The following is an 18997-nucleotide window of genomic DNA, read 5'->3' as shown; positions in this document are numbered from 1 at the left end:
CTGGAGGGGATAACCCGCATCAAGCGCACATCATAATCCAGCGGTATGGTTACTGGAGAAGTGCCCTTAACCGCTCTGTCCCGGAAATACGTACAATCCGCTCAGGATTCATCCTTTCAGGCGAACTTAAGACTATGTGGATATGGCTGGGATTGGCCGCGCTGGCCCTTATCGGGGAAGTGACGACGGGAACCTTCTATTTGCTGCTGGTGGCGCTCGGGCTGGCAGCAGGTGGCGTCGCCGCCTGGTTCACAGCAGGACTTGAGTGGCAGTTGGTTGCGTGCGGCGTCGTGTTGCTGCTTGGGCTGCTGGTCTTGCGCAAGACGCGTGTGCTGAAAAAACGCGAGATCAATTCAGCACGCAACGCCGACGTCAACCTGGATATCGGCCAAACTGTGCAGGTCGAAGCCTGGTCCGAGCACGGTGCGACTCGCGTTTTTTATCGCGGCGCGCATTGGCAGGCTGAGCTGGCGGCAGGGCAGGCGCCCCGGTCTGGCGAACATATCATTACCGAATTGCGTGGCTCGACGCTGGTGCTGACCCCCAAGGGCGCATCGGTTCCGGCACGGTAGAACCGGCTAGCCCCACGGGCAGCCAGCGGCAGGCGCCCAAGCCGCTACGGCTAGGATTTGCCACCGCATTCACTTAAGAAGAGGCTCTAATCATGATCGACACTTCCACTATCGTCCTGCTCGTAGTTGTAGCGCTGGCGATCCTGATCGTCATCAGGGCGATTGCCATCGTTCCGCAGCAGCACGCCTGGGTGGTTGAGCGGTTGGGTAAATTCGACCGCGTGCTGTCGCCTGGCGCAGGATTTGTCATTCCTTTCATTGAACGCGTTGCCTACAAGCATTCGCTCAAGGAAATCCCCCTGGACGTGCCTAGCCAGGTTTGCATCACGCGTGACAACACGCAGTTGCAAGTCGACGGCGTGTTGTATTTCCAGGTGACGGACCCCATGCGCGCATCGTATGGTTCGTCGAACTACATTTCAGCCATCACGCAGTTGTCGCAGACCACATTGCGTTCCGTCATCGGCAAAATGGAACTGGACCGCACGTTCGAAGAGCGCGATTCGATCAACAGCAATATTGTGTCTTCGCTGGACGAAGCGGCGCTGAACTGGGGCGTGAAGGTATTGCGCTACGAAATCAAGGATTTGACGCCGCCTAACGAGATTCTGCGTTCGATGCAGGCGCAGATCACGGCAGAGCGCGAAAAGCGCGCCCTGATCGCCGCGTCCGAAGGCCGCCGCCAGGAACAGATCAACATCGCGACCGGCGAACGCGAAGCCGCTATCGCCCGTTCGGAAGGCGAAAAGCAAGCCCAGATCAACCAAGCCCAGGGCGAGGCCGCGGCGGTGCTGGCCATTGCCGAAGCGACAGCCAAGGCCATCACGCAGGTGGCCGACGCGGTGCGTCAACCGGGCGGCATGGAAGCCGTGAACTTGAAGGTCGCCGAGCGCTACGTCGAGGCCTTCAGCAACGTGGCCAAGGAAGGCAACACGCTGATCCTGCCGGCCAATTTGGCTGACGTAGGCGGCATGATTGCCTCGGCCATGACGATTGTGAAGTCCACACGCAACACCTGATATCGCGCCTTGCGGCGCGCCGGCCATGATCGCTCCCGTTAATTTGCTTTTGATAGCAGCACTGGCGGGAGTGCTTTCCCTTTGTGTGCTGGGATCGCTGGCGCGTAGCGGCATGGCGGGAATCAAAGAAACCATAGGCGCCAACCTGCTTACGCTGTTGGCGTTTTTTGCATTTGGGCTGCAAAACACGTCCGCGCCGCTGTGGTTGACGATACTGGTGCCCAATATGGCTATTGCGTTGGCCCTGTGTGCGTACTACGCCGGGGTGCGACGGCTGATGGGCCTGGGTGTGCCGCGGCATTTGATGATGATTGGATGCGGGGTGGCGCTGACGGTACTGGTGGTCTACACCTACGTGGACTGGCAGGTGGGGCCGCGCATTATCGCGATGTCTTTTTTGCAGATGGGCTTCATGATGGCCGTGGCGCACACCATTCAGCGCAACATGCCTGTGCACCGGTCGCGCTACAGCTACCGTTTCGTATGGGTGGTGGCCCTGATCTCAAGCGTGGTGTGCGTGGCGCGCGCAGGGATTTATCTGGCCGATATCGCCGTACCCGAAGGCATTCTGGAGCCGACGTTCTGGAACGTCGCGTTCCTGACGCTGGGCGTGCTGGTGATGCCTTGTCTGACGCTGGGCACGATCATGATCATTCACGACCGCATGCTGGCTGACCGTGAACAAGAGGCCAATACAGACTTCCTGACAGGGTTGATGTCGCGTAAAGCGTGGTGGATGCAGGCAGAGCGTTATTGCGCGCAGGCTTTGCGCACGAGGCGGCCTCTGACGCTGCTGCTTTTGGATATTGATTACTTCAAGCGCATCAACGACACGCATGGCCACATGGCGGGCGATGCGGTGCTGCGTCATTTCGGCTTGCTGGCTACCGCTACGCTGCGCACAGGGGATCACGTCGGCCGCGTGGGCGGCGAGGAATTCGGCGTGTTGTTTCCCGATATGCGCGGCGATGCGGTCATGGACGTGGCGGCCCGATTGCTGGACTCCGTGCGGCGCACGCCGTGTTCGCATGGCGGCAGCACGATTTCCTACACGTTCAGCGCGGGCGTTGCCGAGTGGGTGCCCGGAGAAAATCTGCAAGTGTTCTTCGAGCGGGCCGACCGGAAGCTGTATGCGGCCAAAGCGGCCGGGCGAAATCGCATCGTGGGGCCAGGGCTGGACGCCGAGCGCCCGCAATTGCCCGTGGCCGCCTGAATCAGCTTTCTTTGCGCGGGGCGCGCGTGTCGTGCTTCATGATGCGTTCTTTTTCGCGCGCCCAGTCTTTTTCGCGAGCCGTGTCGCGCTTGTCGAACAGCTTCTTGCCGCGGCCTAAAGCGAAGTCCAGCTTGATGCGGCCGTTCTTGTAGTGCAGGTTCAGCGGCACCAGCGTGTAGCCGCGCTGCTCGACCTTGCCGATCAGCTTGCTGATTTCTTCGGCCTTGAGCAGCAGCTTGCGCGTGCGCATGGCGTCGGGATGAATGTGGGTCGAGGCCGTAGGCAGCGGGCTGACGTGCATGCCCAGCAGGTACAGTTCGCCATCGCGCACAATGACGTAGCTTTCCTTGAGTTGCACGCGCCCATCGCGGATCGCCTTGACTTCCCAGCCTTGCAGGACAAGGCCGGCTTCATAGCGGTCTTCGATGAAATAGTCGTGCGAGGCCTTGCGATTGTCGATAATGCTCATAACGCCTTTTTTGCCTGGGTTTCGCTTGGGTTTTTCTGAGTTTTGCTGGGTTTTGCCCAGACGGTGCCCGGGGCCACGCGGTCAGGGGGTAAAGTGCCGGTAAAATCTTGCCATTCTAGCCATTTGCGATAGTCGATGCACAAAGTACAACGATCCGTCCTGGTGCCATACAGCGCCGCCCAGATGTTCGACCTGGTTGCCGACGTGGAGAAGTACCCGGAGTTTATGCCGTGGTGCGGCGGCGCCGAGGTGCAGACCCGTACTGAACACGGCATGCAGGCGTCTGTCCTGATCAGTTTCGCGGGGATGAAGCAGCGCTTCACCACGCGTAATACCCACGTCTATCCTGACCGGATCGACCTGGAGCTGGTGGACGGCCCTTTTTCCAGTCTGGTCGGACATTGGGAGTTTCAACCACTGGCCGAGGACGCTTGCAAAGTCTTGTTCACCATGGAGTACGCGTTTTCGAACCGGGCTCTGGAAATGGTGGTGGGGCCCGTGTTCAACCGTATCGCTACCAGCTTCATTGATTCCTTCACCAAGCGTGCGCAGGCCAAATATGGTGAATGAGCCGTCCGCGGCGCCGCAATTGAGCGTCTGTGTCTGCTATGCCTTGCCCGGCCATGTGTGGCTGCGCGAGGTGATGCTGCCCGTGGACGCTACGGTGGCCGATGCCTTGGCGGCCAGCGGCTTTGCCCAGGCGTTTCCCGTGGTCAAGCCTTGGGAGCGCGGTGTGGGTATCTTTGGCCGCGCCACCGAGCCGCAAGCGCGGCTGGCTGATGGCGACCGTGTCGAGATCTATCGCGGACTGAGTTTCGATCCCAAGGAATCGCGCCGCCGCCGCGCAGATCACCGCCGCTCCAAGACGGCCCGAAACGGCCGCGTGCGCCCAGCCGGACTGTTCTAGGGCCGAGCCAGACGGCGCCTGCGCCGTCACCACATTGTCGCTATCAAGACAAATTACGCCGACGCATCAGGCGTAACATAAACATAGTTTCGCACTTACGTTTACGTTAACGTCATGCCAAAATCAAGGCGCTGACGTTCACGAGACGGCAGTCATGCCAGCAGAAAATACTCAAAACAGGAGACAGGCTGTGGACTTGGAACTGACTGACGAGCAGCGCGCGTTTGCCGAGGCCGCGCGCGATTACGCCCAGGGAGAGCTGGCGCCTCATGCGGCGCGCTGGGATGCCGAAGGCATTTTCCCGCGCGAGGCGTTTGCCCGGGCGGGCGAGATGGGTTTTTGCGCCATCTACGCCAGCGAAGATATCGGTGGCCTGGGTCTGCCGCGTCTGGACGCCACCTTGGTATTCGAGGAAATGGCAGCCGTGGACCCGTCGACCACGGCGTTCCTGACGATCCACAATATGGCGACGTGGATGGTGGGGAAGTGGGGGCAGCCGGGCCTGCGCGAGGCTTGGGGCCCGTTGTTGGCAAGCGGCGAAAAACTGGCATCTTATTGTTTGACTGAACCCGGTGCGGGGTCCGACGCGGCCTCCTTGGCTACGCGAGCGCAGCGCGAGGGTGACGATTACATACTGAATGGCGCCAAGGCCTTCATTTCCGGGGGGGGCGATACCGACCTGCTGGTCGTGATGGCGCGCACCGGCGGCGAGGGCGCGGGCGGCATCAGCGCGTTTGCGGTGCCCGCCGACAGTGCTGGCATCAGCTACGGCCGCAAAGAAGAGAAGATGGGCTGGAACAGCCAGTCCACCCGCCCGATCACATTCGAGAACGTGCGCGTGCCGGCCGCGAATCGTCTGGGAGAAGAGGGCGAGGGATTCAAGATCGCCATGAAAGGGCTGGATGGCGGCCGGATCAATATCGGCACCTGCTCGGTGGGGGCGGCCCAGGGCGCCCTGGATGCCGCCCGGCGTTACATGGACGAGCGCCGGCAGTTTGGCCGCAGGCTGGCCGAATTCCAGGCCCTGCAATTCAAGCTGGCCGACATGGCCACGCACCTGGTGGCGGCGCGTCAAATGGTGCGTCTGGCGGCTTGCAAGCTGGACTCTGGTTCACCGGATGCGGCCACCTATTGCGCAATGGCCAAGCGCTTTGCCACCGATATGGGTTTTCAGATTTGCCTGGATGCCCAACAGATACATGGCGGTTACGGTTACCTGCGGGACTATCCCTTGGAGCGTCTGGTGCGCGATACTCGCGTTCATCAGATTCTGGAGGGCACCAACGAGATCATGCGCGTGATCATTGCCCGCCAATTGTTGGAAAAAGGAGCCGACGTAAGATGAATGCCCCGGTGTTGTTCGAAGAAAGAACCGCTGCCAATGGAATGCGATTTGGTATTGCGACGCTGAATGCGCCGCAAACGCTCAATGGTTTGTCGCTGGAAATGGTGGACCTGCTGGCGGCGCAGCTGGATGTGTGGGCGCGCGACGCAGGCGTGGCGCTGGTGGTCTTGCAAGGCGCTGGCGAAAAGGCGTTCTGCGCGGGTGGGGATTTGCACGGCTTGTACCGCAGCATGGGTGAAAACCAAGGCAAGAGCGGTTGGACCAACGCTTATGCGCGCCGGTTCTTCGAGCACGAGTACCGCTTGGATTACCGCATTCACACGTATCCAAAGCCCGTGCTTTGCTGGGGCCACGGGATTGTCATGGGCGGCGGAATTGGCCTGATGATGGGCGCAAGCCACCGTGTGGTCAGCGAGAGTTCACGCCTGGCGATGCCCGAGGTGTCGATCGGTCTGTTCCCGGATGTGGGCGGCAGTTGGCTGCTAAACCGCATGCCGGGCCGGATCGGCCTGTTCCTGGCCCTGACGGGCGCGCATATGAATACGGCGGACGCGTTTTTTGCTGGCTTGGCGGATTTCCGCCTGAACCACGCAGACTGGCCCAAGCTGCTCGCGTCGCTGGAAGAACAACCGTGGGCTGGCCAGGCTCAGGGTGGCTCAAGCGAGGCCATCGCTCCGCGTTCTCTCAATGACGGGCTGTTGCGCCGTGCGCTGACTGCCCTGGAACCGCAGGCGCCGCTGGAAGGCGGCAATCTGCGTCAGCATTCCTTCTTGATCAACAACCTGTGCACGGGCAACCGTCTGGACGAGATCTATGAAGAGCTGTCGTTTTTGAAAAACCACGATGATCCCTGGCTGGCGCGCGCGGCAGCCACGATGCTGGCGGGTTCGCCAGGGTCGGTGCGTCTGGCGTTTGCCTTGCAGCAACGCACGCGGCTGCGCTCGCTGGATGATGTGTTCCGCACGGAGTACATCGCAGCGCTTGCGTGTACTGCGCACGGAGATTTCGCCGAAGGCATACGCGCCTTGCTGATCGACAAAGACAAAAATCCGCGCTGGAACCCCGCTGTTCTGGATGTGGCGACCGACGCCTGGGTGCAAAAGTTCTTTGACGAACCCTGGCCCGAAGGCGAACCGCATCCGCTGGACGACCTGGGCAAGGAAGGGCGCTAGTCCGTCAGCCCGCTGGCCCGGTTGGGCCAGCCGCCCCGCATTACGCATCTCGATGATTCCATACCTACAGCAATAGCAAGAGGAGACAAAACATCATGAGCAGTATCGCGTTTATCGGTTTGGGCAACATGGGCGCGCCCATGGCATTGAATCTGGTCAAGGCCGGGCACACGCTGACGGTCTTTGACCTGATGCCGGCCGCCGTCAAAGGGCTGACTGACGCCGGGGCTCGCGCCGCAGCGTCGGCGTCAGAGGCGGTCAAGGGCGCGGACGTCGTTATTTCGATGCTGCCGGCCAGCAAGCATGTGGAAGGGCTGTACCTGGGTGAAGATCTGTTGGGCAAGATCCCGTCCAGCGCGCTGGTGATCGAGTGCAGCACCATTGCGCCCGATTCGGCGCGCAAGGTCGCGCAGGCAGCCGAGGTGCGTGGCATCACGATGATTGATGCGCCGGTCTCGGGCGGCACCGGGGGCGCGGCTGCGGGCACGCTGACCTTCATCGTGGGCGGCCAGGCTGCGGCGCTGGAACGCGCGCGTCCCGTGCTGGAAAAGATGGGCAAGAACATCTTCCACGCCGGACCCGCCGGCGCCGGCCAGGTAGCCAAGATCTGCAACAACATGCTGTTGGGCATTTTGATGGCAGGCACGTCAGAAGCGTTGGCGTTGGGCGTGGCCAATGGTCTGGACCCGAAGGTGCTGTCCGACATCATCGCCAAGAGTTCGGGCCGCAACTGGGCAACCGAACTCTACAACCCATGGCCGGGCGTGATGGAGCATGCGCCGGCATCAAAAGGCTATGCGGGCGGTTTCGGCGTCGACCTGATGTTGAAGGACTTGGGTCTGGCGGCGGAGTCGGCCTTGTCGGCACGCGCCTCCATTCCGCTGGGAGAACTGGCGCGCAATCTGTATTCGCTGCATAGCTCTGGCGGGTCAGGCAAGCTGGACTTCTCCAGCATCGTCAACCTGGTCAAGCGCGAGCAAGACTGACATGGCCGAGCATTCGTCGTCTTCCGATCCTGCTGCCCGGGTCAAGGCCAGCTTTGACCAGCAGAGCATCATGAAGCTGCTGGGTGCGAAGCTGGACGTGGTGGAGCCGGGCAGGGTGGACATCGTGCTGCCTTACCGCGCCGACCTGTGCCAGCAGAACGGTTTTCTGCATGCGGGTATTTCCACGACGATCGCCGACAGCGCGGGCGGCTATGCGGCCTTTACGCTGTTTGGGCCGGGCGAGGACGTTCTGACGTCGGAGTTCAAGATGAACTTCCTGGCGCCCGCCAAGGGCGACCGCTTCGTGGGCAGCGGCCGGGTTGTCAAACCCGGCAAGCGTTTGTCGATCTGTCAGGTTGAACTCCATGCGTACGAGGGCGAACAGGCCACGCTGTGCGTGATAGGCTTGCTCACCGCGGTGCGCGTGACGCCGCGCTGAATCCTGCTCGTAGCGCGCCTGTCCTGTTGGGACAGCGTGCTGCGCGCTTGTCGCGCATCGCATGGGTCTAGGCAATGCCTGCAAAAGAACATCATCGAATTTTTCGCAGCAACTGGCTGCGCGCCGCTGTGTTGGGCGCAAATGACGGCATCGTGTCCACGGCCAGCCTGATTACGGGCGTGGCGGCAGCCCAGGCCTCGCACGGCGCGATTCTTACATCCGGTCTGGCGGGCCTGGTGGCGGGCGCCTTGTCGATGGCGGCAGGGGAATACGTGTCGGTACGGTCGCAAGCCGATACCGAGGCTGCCGATCTGCGCATGGAGCAACGTTCACTGACGGGCAATTCTGCGGAAGAACTGACCGAGCTGATCGACATTTATGTAGCGCGCGGGTTGACTCGCGACTTGGCGGCGCAGGTGGCGCGTGCACTGACTCGCCATGATGCGCTGGATGCGCATGCCCGCGACGAGCTAGGCATATCTCTGCATAATCGGGCGCGGCCCGTGCAAGCCGCAGTGGCATCCGCCGCATCGTTTGCGGGCGGGGCGGCTTTGCCGCTGGTCGTGGCCATTACCGCGCCCTTGCCCAGCCTGATCCCTTGGGTGATCGGGGCATCGGTGGTCTGTCTGGCTGCTTTGGGGGCGTTGGCTGCCGGGGCAGGCGGGGCGCCCAAAGGGCCTGCGGCGCTGCGCGTGACCGTATTGGGCGCGTTGGCGATGGCGGCGACAGCCGCTGTGGGTGCGCTGTTCGGCGTGGCGGTCTAGAACCGCCGCCGCCGTCACGGGGTCAGGGGTTGATCGAATAGGGCAGCGGCGTTGCCTTGATGCTGGGGCCATCCACCGCGCCCAGCCGCAGATCGCCTTCTGGCAGGGCAGCCAGCGTGGTTTCGAACAGCACCGAAGCAATGCCTGCATCGCGGGCAGCGTCTACCACGCGGCCTATCGGTTCGCCTGGCTGCGTGGCGTCGAAAACATCCACGCCAGCCAGTGCGGCGTTGTCCAGGCTGGCATCTTCGAGCGTGCCAAATGCCATGCGCCGTTTGACCGTACCCCGGTAGTGACTGCGAGCCACGACTTCCTGGCCGGGGTAGCAGCCCTTGGTGAAGCTCACGCCCTGAATCAGATCCAGGTTGACCGTCTGCGGGATGAACACGTCTTGGGTGGCCGTGGCGATCCAGGGGATGCCAGCGGCCAGATCGCCGGCTGTCCAGTGCGCCGCAGGCGCCAGACTCAGGATGGCGACGAGCGCAGCCGAATGTTCCAATTGTTCGTCGGAGGCAATCCACCACCAGCGCAGCCGTTCGTTGGCGGAGGGGGCGGCGATCCAGGTGCCGGACGGCAGATCCACGCGTTGCCACGCGGCACGGGGCAGCGCGCCAGTGGCGGCTTCCAGCGCGGCAGCTTGTTCCGGGGTGGCTTGCACGCCAGCCACGTTCAGCGCCGTTGCGGCCAGCTTGACCTTGGCCCGCAGCACGAACATCGACAAGCGTTTGAGCAGCGCTTGAGACAGATCCTGGCGGACCAAACCATACAACTGCGGCTCATCGTCTGCTCCCGTGGCGGCGCGCCACATGACGAGCGTGGCCAACAGGCGGCCCTTGGCGGTGCAGTAGCCCGCCAGGCGGGCAGCGTCCGTGGGCAGGCCGGTAACGTCTTGGGTCAGTTGCCCGTGCAGAAAGGTGAGGGCGTCAGCGCCGGCCGCACTGAAGACCAGAAAATCTTCCAGGGGCGCGCACGACGCGCAACCTTCTGCGCGGACAGGAATCGAAGAATAGAAAGCGTGCATGGCGGCAGTGTTATTGCGTCATCAAAGTGCAGATGATAGCCGCGTTCCCCTGTGCGCAGGGCCATGCCCCCGACGGGCAAAGGGCCGTGTTGAGCACTCTGGCCCCTCTTTTGCTGCGTCAGGTCCGCCTGATCAATTAAACTTCTGGGACTTATGAAGAAGCGACTCCGTTTTTACGTCTTGTGGTCTTTCCTGCTTATTGTGCTGGCCGCCGCCGCAGCAGTGGGCGCTGCCTGGAGCTGGATGCACCGGCCCATGCATTTGCCGGCCGACAGGATCGATTTTGTAGTGGACCCGGGCAGCAGCCCGCGCACCGTTGCGCGCGCGCTGAACGCCGTGGGCGTTCCCGTATGGGAACCGGGTTTTGTCTGGATGGCGCGCCTGACAGAGCAAGACAAGCTGATCAAGGCTGGCGGGTATCAGGCGATCAATGGCGACACGCCTTGGCTCCTGCTGGAGCGTATGGCGCGAGGCGACATGACGCAGCGCCAGGTCACTTTCCTGGAAGGCTGGACCTACCGGCAAATTCGCCAGGTGCTGCGCGAGAACCCGGACGTCAAGCAGACGCTGGGCGAAGTCACCGACGAAGAATTGATGGAACGGCTGGGTTCGGACATCAAGCATCCCGAAGGGCTGTTTTTCCCGGACACCTATATCTTTACGCCAGGCAGCACGGACTACGATCTGCTGCGCCGCGCCTATCAGGAAGGCCAACGCATCTTGCAGGACACCTGGGCCAAGCGCCAGCCGGACCTGCCGGTGGCAACTCCCTATGAAGCCTTGGTGCTGGCATCCATCATTGAAAAGGAAACCGGCCACGGTCCGGAACGGCGGCGTGTGGCGGGCGTATTTACCAATCGCTTGAAGATCGGCATGTTGCTGCAGACCGATCCCACCGTGATCTACGGCATGGGAGATGCGTATCAAGGCCGCATCCGCAAGCGCGACCTGCAGACCGACACGCCCTGGAATACGTATACGCGTCCCGGCCTGCCGCCTACACCGATTGCGGCGCCTGGCCGTGCGGCGTTGCTGGCGGCTGTGCAGCCCGAGCAGCACAAATTCCTGTTTTTTGTCTCTCGCGGCAACGGAACCAGTGAGTTTTCGGTCAATCTGTCCGAGCACAACCGCAACGTTTCCCGCTACATCCTGGGGCAGGGGCAGAGAACTGCCCCGAGCCCGGCGCCGGCTTCCGCTGGCCCATCGACGGCCGTCACCGCCCCGGCGGCGGCGCCTGATGGTCCAGCCGCCGGCGGGGCAACTCCCTCCACGGCCCAGACCCCGGACCCCGAATCAGCACAAGGACAAGATCAATGACCTCACGCGGACGCTTCATTACGCTGGAGGGCGTGGACGGCGCGGGCAAGAGCACGCACACCGTCTGGATTGCCGACTACCTGCGCGCGCAAGGGCTTGAGGTCGTGTCAACGCGCGAACCGGGCGGCACGCCGCTGGGTGAAAAACTGCGCGCCCTGGTCTTGACCGATCAGATGGGCTTGGATACAGAGACCTTGCTGATGTTTGCCGCACGCTGCGAACATGCGCGGCAAGTCATTGAACCCGCGCTAGAGCGCGGCGCCTGGGTCGTCTGCGACCGCTACACCGACGCGACCTACGCCTATCAAGGCGGCGGCCGTGGGCTGGGCGCAGAGCGGATCGCCGTGCTTGAGCAATGGATGCGGGCAGGGCAGCCTGACCGCACGTGGCTGTTTGACGTGCCGCTGGACGTGGCCCGTGCGCGCTTGGCCGATGCGCGGGAGCCTGACCGCTTTGAGCGTGAAGGCGCCGCGTTCTTCGAACGCACGCGCGAGGCCTATCATGCTCGTGCGGCCGCGGACCCGGGCCGCATCCGCATTATTGATTCGACGCGGTCCATCGCCCAGATCCGCACGGATCTGGAAGCGGGCTTGCGTGATTTGATTGCCCAGCCGGCATGAGCGCACCCCAATTCCTGCCATGGCAGATGGAGACGGCCCGGTCCTGGCTGGGCAACCGTGACCGCTTTGCCCACGCGTGGCTGGTTCATGGATTGGCTGGGATCGGCAAGCTGGACTTTGCGATTGCCGCCGCGGCCAGCCTGTTGTGCGAAACCCCCGAAAATGGCCTGGCCTGCGGTCATTGCGCGGCCTGTGCCTGGTTTGCCAGCGGGAATCACCCTGACCTGCGCCGCATTCGTCCCGAGGCGGTAGCTGTGGAAGAGGGGGCTGATGCCGCCGAACCCGCGGAAGACGCGGAGCCTGCCGCCGGTACGGCCAAGCGCGCTCCGTCCAAGGAGATTCGCATCGACCAGATTCGGTCGCTGGAATCATGGTTCAACACGGCGACGCACCGGGGCGGTTGGCGTGTGGCCTTGCTGTATCCCGCGCATGCCTTGAATGTGGTGTCTTCCAACGCCTTGCTTAAAGTGCTGGAAGAGCCGCCGCCCCACACGGTGTTTCTGTTGGTGGCTGACGCGCCGGATCGCCTGCTGCCGACCCTGGTGTCCCGGTGCCGGCGCTTGCCGCTGCCGGCCCCAGACCCGGACACCGCGCTGCAATGGCTGCGCGACCAGAACGTGGAACCCGCGCGCGAATGGTTGGCCGCCGCAGGGGGGGCGCCATTGGCTGCGCTGCGTTTGGCGCAGGCAGGCGACACCGCTTGCCCGCCCTGGCTCGCGCAACTGATTGGTCCGCTGTCCAAGGGGCAGGCGCCCGATGTCGGCACCCTGGCCGAGAGCCTGGAAAAGGTGCCGGCCATCGAGTGGATCGATGCGCTGCAACGGATTTACACGGACCTGATGCTGGCCAGCGCTGGCGCGCCGGTCCGGTATTTTCCGGCTCTGGCCACGGGTGTTGCCCAGGTTGCTGCTCGCATGAACACCGCTCGCGTTGCCGAAGCCGCGCGCTGGTTGACCCGGCAGCGCGGCCTGGCCACGCACCCGCTTAACGCCAAGCTTTTTGCTCACGCCACGCTGCAACGCGTGGTGCTATCCTGCCAGGCGTAAGTCATTGTTCCCGCAGCATTTTCCCGAAGATCGGGGCGCTGCGGAACGGCTCGCTTTACTTTCAGACTGAATATGTACGTTGATTCCCACTGTCATTTGAATTTTCCGGAGCTGGCGGCTGATCTGCCGGGCATTCTTGACCGGATGGCCGCCAATCAGGTGACCCACGCGCTGGTGGTCAGCGTCAACATGCCCGAATGGCCCGGCCTGATGTCGCTGGTTGAACCGCAGCCGAACTTGTGGGCGTCGGTCGGGGTGCATCCCGACTACGAAGACACGCCCGACCCGGCTCCCGAAGAACTGGTCCGGCTGTCCGCGCATCCCAAGGTGGTGGCCATTGGCGAGACCGGCTTGGACTACTACCGCCTGTCTGAGCCCTTGGATTGGCAACGTGAGCGGTTTCGCCGCCATATTCGTGCCGCGCGCGATACGGGCCTGCCGCTGATTGTGCATACGCGATCCTCAGCTGAAGACACGGTGCGCATGTTGCGGGAAGAAGGGGCGGCCGAAGTCGGCGGCGTGATGCACTGTTTTACCGAGAATTGGGAAGTGGCGCAGGCGGCGCTGGACCAGAATTTCTACATCTCGTTGTCGGGTATTGTCACGTTCAAGAATGCCCAGGTGGTGCACGAAGTGGCCGCCAAGGTGCCGCTGGATCGTCTGCTGATTGAAACGGATTCTCCGTATCTGGCTCCGGTGCCATACCGGGGCAAGGTCAATGACCCGTCCAAGGTCATTCACGTTGCTGAGAAAATTGCTGAGCTAAGGGGCATTACCGTTGCTGAAGTGGCACGGGCATCAACCGATAATTTCTTTAATCTTTTCAGTAAGATAAAGAAGTAATTTAATCTAATTTATTTAAAGTAAATTATAGGATAGCCATGGCTACGAGTCGCTTGACCTCGAATAACGTCCTGTTATCACGTTGCCGTGGCGCGCTGCTCGCGCTGGCCATCGGTCTGGCGGCGCCTATGGCGCATGCCGCAGCAAACCCGGGCGACTGGTGGGTTTATGTGGCCAATGACTATCCCGATGATGTCAAAGATCTGCTGGTTCATGGAGCAGATCCCAACGTGCGCTACAAGAATGGCCAGCCGGCGCTGATGCGGGCCGTGGTCGATGGCGCATGGAAGGTGTTTGACGTGATCGCCGCGGATAAACGGACGGACGTGAATGCCGAGAACCCCGCAGGCGAAACCCCGCTGATGTATTTGGCGATCGCGGGGCAAACCGAGCGCGCAAAAAAGCTGATTGCACGCGGCGCGCAGGTCAACCGCCTGGGCTGGACGCCATTGCACTATGCGGCGTCCAAGGGGCAGATGGAAATGGCGCGGATGCTGCTCGGCAAGAAGGCCATGGTCAACGCGCCGGCGCCCGGGGGCGAGACGCCCTTGATGATGGCCGCGCTGGGCGGCAACAAAGACATGGTGGATTTGCTGCTGAAGTCTGGCGCCGACCTGACGACTCGTGACCTGAAAGGGCAGAGCGCGGCGGATTGGGCGGCCAATGGCAAGTCGTCTTCACTAGCGGAAGAATTGAAGGTCATGGTGGCCCGGCAAGACGACGCCAAGCGCGCACGCCGCGCGGCAAGCCCAGTTCCAGCGGAGGCAGGCGTGGCGCCAGTGCAAGACGCGGCTGCGCCGGCCGTGACGACGGCGCCTTCAACACCGGCGCCAGCCGCAGGCAAAACCGCTGCGCCGGCAGGCTCCTCCAGTGTGGGTGGGGTATCGGGTGTGCAATTAAACAATTACGACAAACCGTCCCCGCCCTGATAGTTGCGACCTGACATCCGAGCCCCATTTTTTTGGGGCCAAATCAAAAAAACCGCGCCTGCGGTTTTTTTTACGTCCGTACTTCGGGGTTTTCCCGGGTAATTCTCAATATTCGGGAATAACTTAATGGAATATCACCGTAAGTTGATAATCTCAGTCCCATTGGATTGGAGTTGAATGTCATGTCGGATACCTCGGTTGGGGCAGGCGCGGATCGCGTCTTATACGTGTTGGCCACGCTGGCCAGGCACGACGGCCCGATCAGCATTGCCGCGCTGGCCGAACAAACCGGCCTGGCGCAAAGCACGCTTTACCGCCAGGTGGCGTTGCTCAAGCGTTGGGGATTCGTTGCCGAACACGATGGCGAATATGGACCGGGACCGCTATGCGTGCAACTGGCCTGGGGCTTTGACCAATCGTCATTCCTGATCCACGAAGCGCAACCCGACATGGCCGCTTTGGCCGCAGCGTCCGGCGAAACCATCGGCCTGTTGGTGGCCGTTAAAGATCAGGCCGTCTGTTTGGATATGGTTGAAAGCCAGCACCCGCTGCGCTGCTCCTTCACCAAGGGGCGCGGCTTGCCGTTGGCGCGCGGCGCTTCGGCCAAATCCTTGCTGGCCTTTATGCCTATCGCGCGGTTACAGGCCGCCCTGACGTACCTCGCTTCCGAAGCAGGCGTGGACGCGGCCCGCTTGGCCGGCGAACTGGAAGTGATCCGCGACCAGGGCTTTGCCGTTACGGACAGCGAAGTCGATGCCGGGGTCTGGGGCGTGAGCGTGCCAATCTTTCAGCGTCCCAATCAGGCCGTCGCCTCGATCACCTTGATGGCGCCATCCACTCGCGCCGCACAACGCCCCGACGCGTTGATCGCGATGACCATCGCCGCGGCCCGCAAAATTTCTGAACGCTTGAAGGTCATCTGACGGGCCACGCCGTTGGCCCGCCCGCCTGTTATCTGAATTCCACGCTGCACCGTATTCCCTGCCGCACCTAACCGCCGTATTTACTGATCGCCCCTTTCCCATAGGACTGACCATGACCACTCGCCGCACCCTGCTGACCGCCGCTTTGACCTTGGGCCTGGCCTGGAGCGCAGGCTCCGCGCATGCCCAGGAAACCATCCGCGCTGTCACCGACGCTACCTTCCCGCCCATGGAGTTTGTCAAAGACGGCAAGCGCACTGGCTTTGACATCGAGCTGGTTGAAGCTCTGGCAGGCGCCATGGGCAAAAAGGTTGAATGGATTGATATCGACTTCAAAGGCCTGATTCCTGCCTTGCAGGCAGGCCGAGCGGACATCGCCGTGTCCGCCATTTACATCACGCCGGAACGCAGCAAGGTCGTGGACTTTACCGATCCGTACTACACGGGCGGTCTGGTGGTGCTGACCAAGACTGACGGCCCTATCAAGACGCTGAAAGATCTGGACGGCCGCAAGGTGTCGGTGCAAGTGGGCACGAAGTCGGTCAATTATCTGAAGGACCACTTCCCGGCCGTGCAGCGCGTGGAAGTCGAGAAGAACCAGGAGATGTTCAACCTGGTGCAAATCGGCCGTGCTGATGCCGCGGTGACAGGCAAGCCTGCCGCCAAGCTGTTTGCGCAGAGCACCACGGGTCTGACCGTGCTGAATGAGCAAGTGACGACCGAGGAATACGGCATTGCCGTGCCCAAGAACAAGCCCGAGCTGACCCGCGAGATGAATGCGGCGCTGCAGAAGCTGAAGGCCGATGGCAGCTACCAAGCCATCGTGGCAAAGTGGTTTGAGGCGCCCGCGAAATGAACTTGGATTTTGCTCCCGTCTTTGCCGATTACGACGCACTGCTGCGCGGCGCTTTGGTTACCGTCGAGGTAACCGCTGGCTCCTTGCTGCTGGGCTGCGTGATCGGCCTGCTGGTCGGCGTTGGCCGGCTGAATCCGCAACGCCGCGTCATTTATCACTTGTGCAGCACGTATCTGCTGTTCTTTCGCGGCACGCCTTTGCTGGTGCAGTTGTTCATCTGGTTCTTCGGGCTGCCGCAATTCGGCATAACGCTGCCGGCGTTTGCCTGCGGAGTGCTGGGTCTGGGGATGTACTCGGGCGCCTACGTGTCGGAAATCGTCCGCGGCGCGATTCAGTCTGTGGATCGCGGCCAGTCAGAGGCGGCGCGTTCGCTGGGTATGTCGTCCGGCCAGGCCATGCGCGTCATCATCCTGCCGCAGGCGGTGGTGCGCATGATTCCGCCGCTGGGTAACGAGTTTATTGCCCTGATCAAGAACTCGGCCCTGGTGTCGCTGCTGACGATTCATGACCTGATGCACGAAGGGCAGAAGATCATCAGCGTGTCGTACCGATCGCTGGAAACGTACCTGGTGGTGGCATTTATTTATCTGGTGCTGACCACGGTCGCCATGGTGATTTTGCGCAAAGTGGAACAACACTTGCGCGCCGGAGGGATGGTGCAATGAGCCAGTTCAACAATCAGCAGGAAATGATCCGCATCCGCGGTCTGCACAAGTCTTATGGCGAGCACGCCGTTCTGCGCGGCATCGATTTTGATGTGCTGCCGTCTCAGGTGGTGGTGGTGATCGGGCCCAGCGGTTCGGGCAAGAGCACCTTGCTGCGTTGCTGCAATGGCCTGGAGGTGGCCCAGGCCGGCACCGTGGATATCTGCGGCAAGACCTTGCAGGCCAACGGCGCGTTGTTGCCGGAAGCCGCATTGAACCAGCTGCGCATGCAGGTGGGCATGGTGTTCCAGAGCTTTAACCTGTTTCCACACCTGTCGGTGCTGGAAAACGTGACCGTGGGTCCGCGCAAGCTGCGCGGCATGGGCCGCGACGAAGCGAATGCCTTGGCCGAAGACCTGCTGAAAAAGGTCGGGTTGTCGCAAAAGACTGCGGCGATGCCGGCCAGTTTGTCGGGCGGCCAAAAGCAGCGCGTGGCGATTGCCCGCGCACTCGCCATGCAACCCAAGGTCATGCTGTTTGACGAGCCGACATCGGCGCTGGACCCGGAGCTGGTGGGCGAAGTGCTGCAAGTCATGAAGCTGCTGGCCCGGGAAGGCATGACGATGATGGTCGTGACCCATGAAATGGGTTTTGCTCGTGATGTGGCCGATGTGGTGGCAGTGATGGACGGTGGCGTGATCCTGGAGTCCGGCTCGCCGGAGGTGATCTTCAGCCAGCCGCGTGAGCCTCGTACCCGTGAATTCCTGCAAGCAGTTTTGAATGCGGGGCAGGGGGCAGCGGCATGAGCGCGGCGCAAATAGACAAAAGCCTGTGGAAAGCGCGTGACGATAGCGCTGAAATCGGGGATACGCGCCGGCTGGCGCATATCGTCGAGCCGGAGGCCGGGCAGATGGAGCCCGGTGAACCTGTGCTGCTGGGTTTTGCCTGCGACGCTGGCGTTGCGCGGAATCAGGGCCGCACCGGCGCCGCTGAAGGCCCTGCCGGCATTCGCAAGTTCATGGCGGGCCTGCCCGCGCATGGTCTGACCCGTCTGTTGGATGCGGGGGATGTGACCTGCGTGGGGGATCAGCTGGAAGACGCTCAGGAGCGTCTGGGCCTGCGCGTGGCGGAATTGCTGGAGCAGGGCGCGCGGCCGCTGGTGCTGGGCGGCGGGCATGAAATCGCCTGGGGCAGTTTTCAGGGTTTGGCCCGGTGGCTGGAAGCGCGGGATGATTCCGGCCCCGTGCTGGTGCTGAATCTGGACGCGCACTTTGACCTGCGCACGGGGCGTCCGGGCAGTTCGGGCACGCCGTTCGACCAGATTGCCCGCTACTGCGAAGAGCGCGGGCAAGCGCTGCAATACGCCTGCCTGGGCGTGTCGCGCTTGGGCAATACCCCTGCGCTGTATGCCCGCGCCGCGGAAGTGGGCGCCGTCTGGGTGGAAGACCGCGATATGCAGGAACGCCACCTTGAGGCCCGGCTGGCCAACGTGGATGCCTTGCTGGCGCGGGTTCGCCATGTGTATCTGACGATCGATCTGGACGTGCTGCCCGCAGCAGTCATGCCCGGGGTTTCGGCTCCGGCCCCGTATGGCGTGCCGATGTCCGTGGTCGAGGAAATCGTGCTGCGGGTTAAGGCCAGCGGCAAGCTCAGGCTGGCTGATATGGCGGAGTTCAGTCCACGTTTCGATGTGGACGGACATGGCGCTCGCGCAGCTGCCCGGCTGGCGTGGCATTTGATGACTATGTAACTGCCGGCTGGCAGGGTGGACGCTTCCAGTCCGGCGGCTTAGGATAGGGCAGTTTCAGAGCCGGGCTTGTGACCCGTACGATATCCGCTACAGTTATACGCCCCCATTTAAAATATTTTATATTTAAATGGGGACGCTATTACTTCCGTGGATAAAATGGCG

At 62.2% G+C, this 18997-nt stretch carries 22 protein-coding genes; 20 read left to right on the top strand and 2 right to left on the bottom strand.

Annotation, left to right across the window (positions count from 1 at the left end; genetic code table 11):
- Positions 1–134: 134 nt before the first annotated feature.
- From RAS12_RS09290 to RAS12_RS09280, 3 genes are all read left to right on the top strand, one after another.
- Positions 135–572 (top strand): NfeD family protein, encoded by a 438-nt coding sequence (locus tag RAS12_RS09290; RefSeq protein ID WP_306947503.1) that lies wholly within the window; start codon positions 135–137, stop codon positions 570–572.
- Between the two features lie 92 nt (positions 573–664).
- Positions 665–1591 carry an SPFH domain-containing protein gene (locus tag RAS12_RS09285; protein ID WP_306947501.1) on the top strand — a complete coding sequence of 309 codons (927 nt, stop codon included), beginning with the start codon at positions 665–667 and terminating at the stop codon, positions 1589–1591.
- Positions 1592–1616: 25 nt separating this feature from the next.
- Positions 1617–2804: a GGDEF domain-containing protein gene (locus tag RAS12_RS09280; protein WP_306947500.1), complete on the top strand. Its 1188-nt coding sequence runs from the start codon at positions 1617–1619 to the stop codon at positions 2802–2804.
- A 1-nt stretch (position 2805) separates the two neighbouring features.
- Here the strand turns inward: RAS12_RS09280 and smpB are convergent, their stop codons facing one another.
- Positions 2806–3273: an SsrA-binding protein SmpB gene (gene smpB / locus RAS12_RS09275; RefSeq protein ID WP_306947498.1), complete on the bottom strand. Its 468-nt coding sequence runs from the start codon at positions 3271–3273 to the stop codon at positions 2806–2808.
- 135 nt (positions 3274–3408) lie between these two features.
- Between smpB and RAS12_RS09270 the strand changes: the two genes are divergently transcribed.
- The 7 genes from RAS12_RS09270 to RAS12_RS09240 all read left to right on the top strand — a co-directional run bounded on the left by RAS12_RS09270 (position 3409) and on the right by RAS12_RS09240 (position 8886).
- On the top strand, positions 3409–3843 hold the full coding sequence (locus RAS12_RS09270) for a type II toxin-antitoxin system RatA family toxin (RefSeq protein WP_306947496.1): 435 nt from the start codon (positions 3409–3411) through the stop codon (positions 3841–3843).
- Positions 3833–4180 (top strand): RnfH family protein, encoded by a 348-nt coding sequence (locus tag RAS12_RS09265; RefSeq protein WP_306947494.1) that lies wholly within the window; start codon positions 3833–3835, stop codon positions 4178–4180. The genes RAS12_RS09270 and RAS12_RS09265 overlap by 11 nt, the downstream gene beginning before the upstream one ends.
- A 190-nt stretch (positions 4181–4370) precedes the next feature.
- Positions 4371–5525: an acyl-CoA dehydrogenase family protein gene (locus RAS12_RS09260; protein ID WP_306947492.1), complete on the top strand. Its 1155-nt coding sequence runs from the start codon at positions 4371–4373 to the stop codon at positions 5523–5525.
- A complete protein-coding gene (locus tag RAS12_RS09255; RefSeq protein WP_306947490.1) occupies positions 5522–6697 on the top strand; it encodes an enoyl-CoA hydratase/isomerase family protein in 1176 nt (391 codons plus the stop codon). The genes RAS12_RS09260 and RAS12_RS09255 overlap by 4 nt, the downstream gene beginning before the upstream one ends.
- A gap of 95 nt (positions 6698–6792) precedes the next feature.
- Positions 6793–7683 (top strand): 3-hydroxyisobutyrate dehydrogenase, encoded by an 891-nt coding sequence (gene mmsB / locus RAS12_RS09250; RefSeq protein ID WP_306947488.1) that lies wholly within the window; start codon positions 6793–6795, stop codon positions 7681–7683.
- A gap of 1 nt (position 7684) precedes the next feature.
- Positions 7685–8122: a PaaI family thioesterase gene (locus RAS12_RS09245; protein WP_306947486.1), complete on the top strand. Its 438-nt coding sequence runs from the start codon at positions 7685–7687 to the stop codon at positions 8120–8122.
- A gap of 74 nt (positions 8123–8196) precedes the next feature.
- Positions 8197–8886 carry a VIT1/CCC1 transporter family protein gene (locus tag RAS12_RS09240; protein ID WP_306947484.1) on the top strand — a complete coding sequence of 230 codons (690 nt, stop codon included), beginning with the start codon at positions 8197–8199 and terminating at the stop codon, positions 8884–8886.
- Positions 8887–8908: 22 nt separating this feature from the next.
- Here RAS12_RS09240 and ygfZ read toward each other — a convergent pair whose 3' ends face one another.
- Positions 8909–9907, bottom strand: a complete 999-nt coding sequence (ygfZ, locus tag RAS12_RS09235) for a CAF17-like 4Fe-4S cluster assembly/insertion protein YgfZ (protein ID WP_306947482.1) — start codon at positions 9905–9907, stop codon at positions 8909–8911.
- Between the two features lie 153 nt (positions 9908–10060).
- On the opposite strand from ygfZ, the gene mltG reads away from it, so the two are divergent.
- The 10 genes from mltG to hutG all read left to right on the top strand — a co-directional run bounded on the left by mltG (position 10061) and on the right by hutG (position 18835).
- Entirely contained in the window at positions 10061–11224 is a 1164-nt protein-coding gene (gene mltG / locus RAS12_RS09230) for an endolytic transglycosylase MltG (RefSeq protein WP_306947481.1), read from the top strand.
- Positions 11221–11844 (top strand): dTMP kinase, encoded by a 624-nt coding sequence (gene tmk, locus RAS12_RS09225; protein ID WP_306947479.1) that lies wholly within the window; start codon positions 11221–11223, stop codon positions 11842–11844. The genes mltG and tmk overlap by 4 nt, the downstream gene beginning before the upstream one ends.
- Complete coding sequence (holB, locus tag RAS12_RS09220) at positions 11841–12890, top strand: DNA polymerase III subunit delta' (protein WP_306947477.1); 1050 nt, start codon at positions 11841–11843, stop codon at positions 12888–12890. Before tmk ends, holB begins: the two co-directional genes overlap by 4 nt.
- A gap of 72 nt (positions 12891–12962) precedes the next feature.
- A complete protein-coding gene (locus RAS12_RS09215) occupies positions 12963–13733 on the top strand; it encodes a TatD family hydrolase (RefSeq protein ID WP_306947475.1) in 771 nt (256 codons plus the stop codon).
- Positions 13734–13771: 38 nt separating this feature from the next.
- Complete coding sequence (locus RAS12_RS09210) at positions 13772–14662, top strand: ankyrin repeat domain-containing protein (RefSeq protein ID WP_306947473.1); 891 nt, start codon at positions 13772–13774, stop codon at positions 14660–14662.
- A 182-nt stretch (positions 14663–14844) separates the two neighbouring features.
- Positions 14845–15585: an IclR family transcriptional regulator gene (locus tag RAS12_RS09205; protein WP_306947471.1), complete on the top strand. Its 741-nt coding sequence runs from the start codon at positions 14845–14847 to the stop codon at positions 15583–15585.
- A 112-nt stretch (positions 15586–15697) separates the two neighbouring features.
- Complete coding sequence (locus RAS12_RS09200) at positions 15698–16441, top strand: transporter substrate-binding domain-containing protein (protein ID WP_306947469.1); 744 nt, start codon at positions 15698–15700, stop codon at positions 16439–16441.
- Positions 16438–17106 (top strand): amino acid ABC transporter permease, encoded by a 669-nt coding sequence (locus tag RAS12_RS09195; RefSeq protein WP_306947467.1) that lies wholly within the window; start codon positions 16438–16440, stop codon positions 17104–17106. The genes RAS12_RS09200 and RAS12_RS09195 overlap by 4 nt, the downstream gene beginning before the upstream one ends.
- A complete protein-coding gene (locus RAS12_RS09190; protein ID WP_306947465.1) occupies positions 17103–17891 on the top strand; it encodes an amino acid ABC transporter ATP-binding protein in 789 nt (262 codons plus the stop codon). The genes RAS12_RS09195 and RAS12_RS09190 overlap by 4 nt, the downstream gene beginning before the upstream one ends.
- Positions 17888–18835 carry a formimidoylglutamase gene (gene hutG / locus RAS12_RS09185; RefSeq protein WP_306947464.1) on the top strand — a complete coding sequence of 316 codons (948 nt, stop codon included), beginning with the start codon at positions 17888–17890 and terminating at the stop codon, positions 18833–18835. Before RAS12_RS09190 ends, hutG begins: the two co-directional genes overlap by 4 nt.
- The last annotated feature ends 162 nt before the right edge of the window (positions 18836–18997 follow it).

Source organism: Achromobacter seleniivolatilans, assembly GCF_030864005.1.
Taxonomy (GTDB): domain Bacteria; phylum Pseudomonadota; class Gammaproteobacteria; order Burkholderiales; family Burkholderiaceae_B; genus Achromobacter; species Achromobacter seleniivolatilans.
This window is presented reverse-complemented; position numbering and strand designations above follow the sequence as displayed.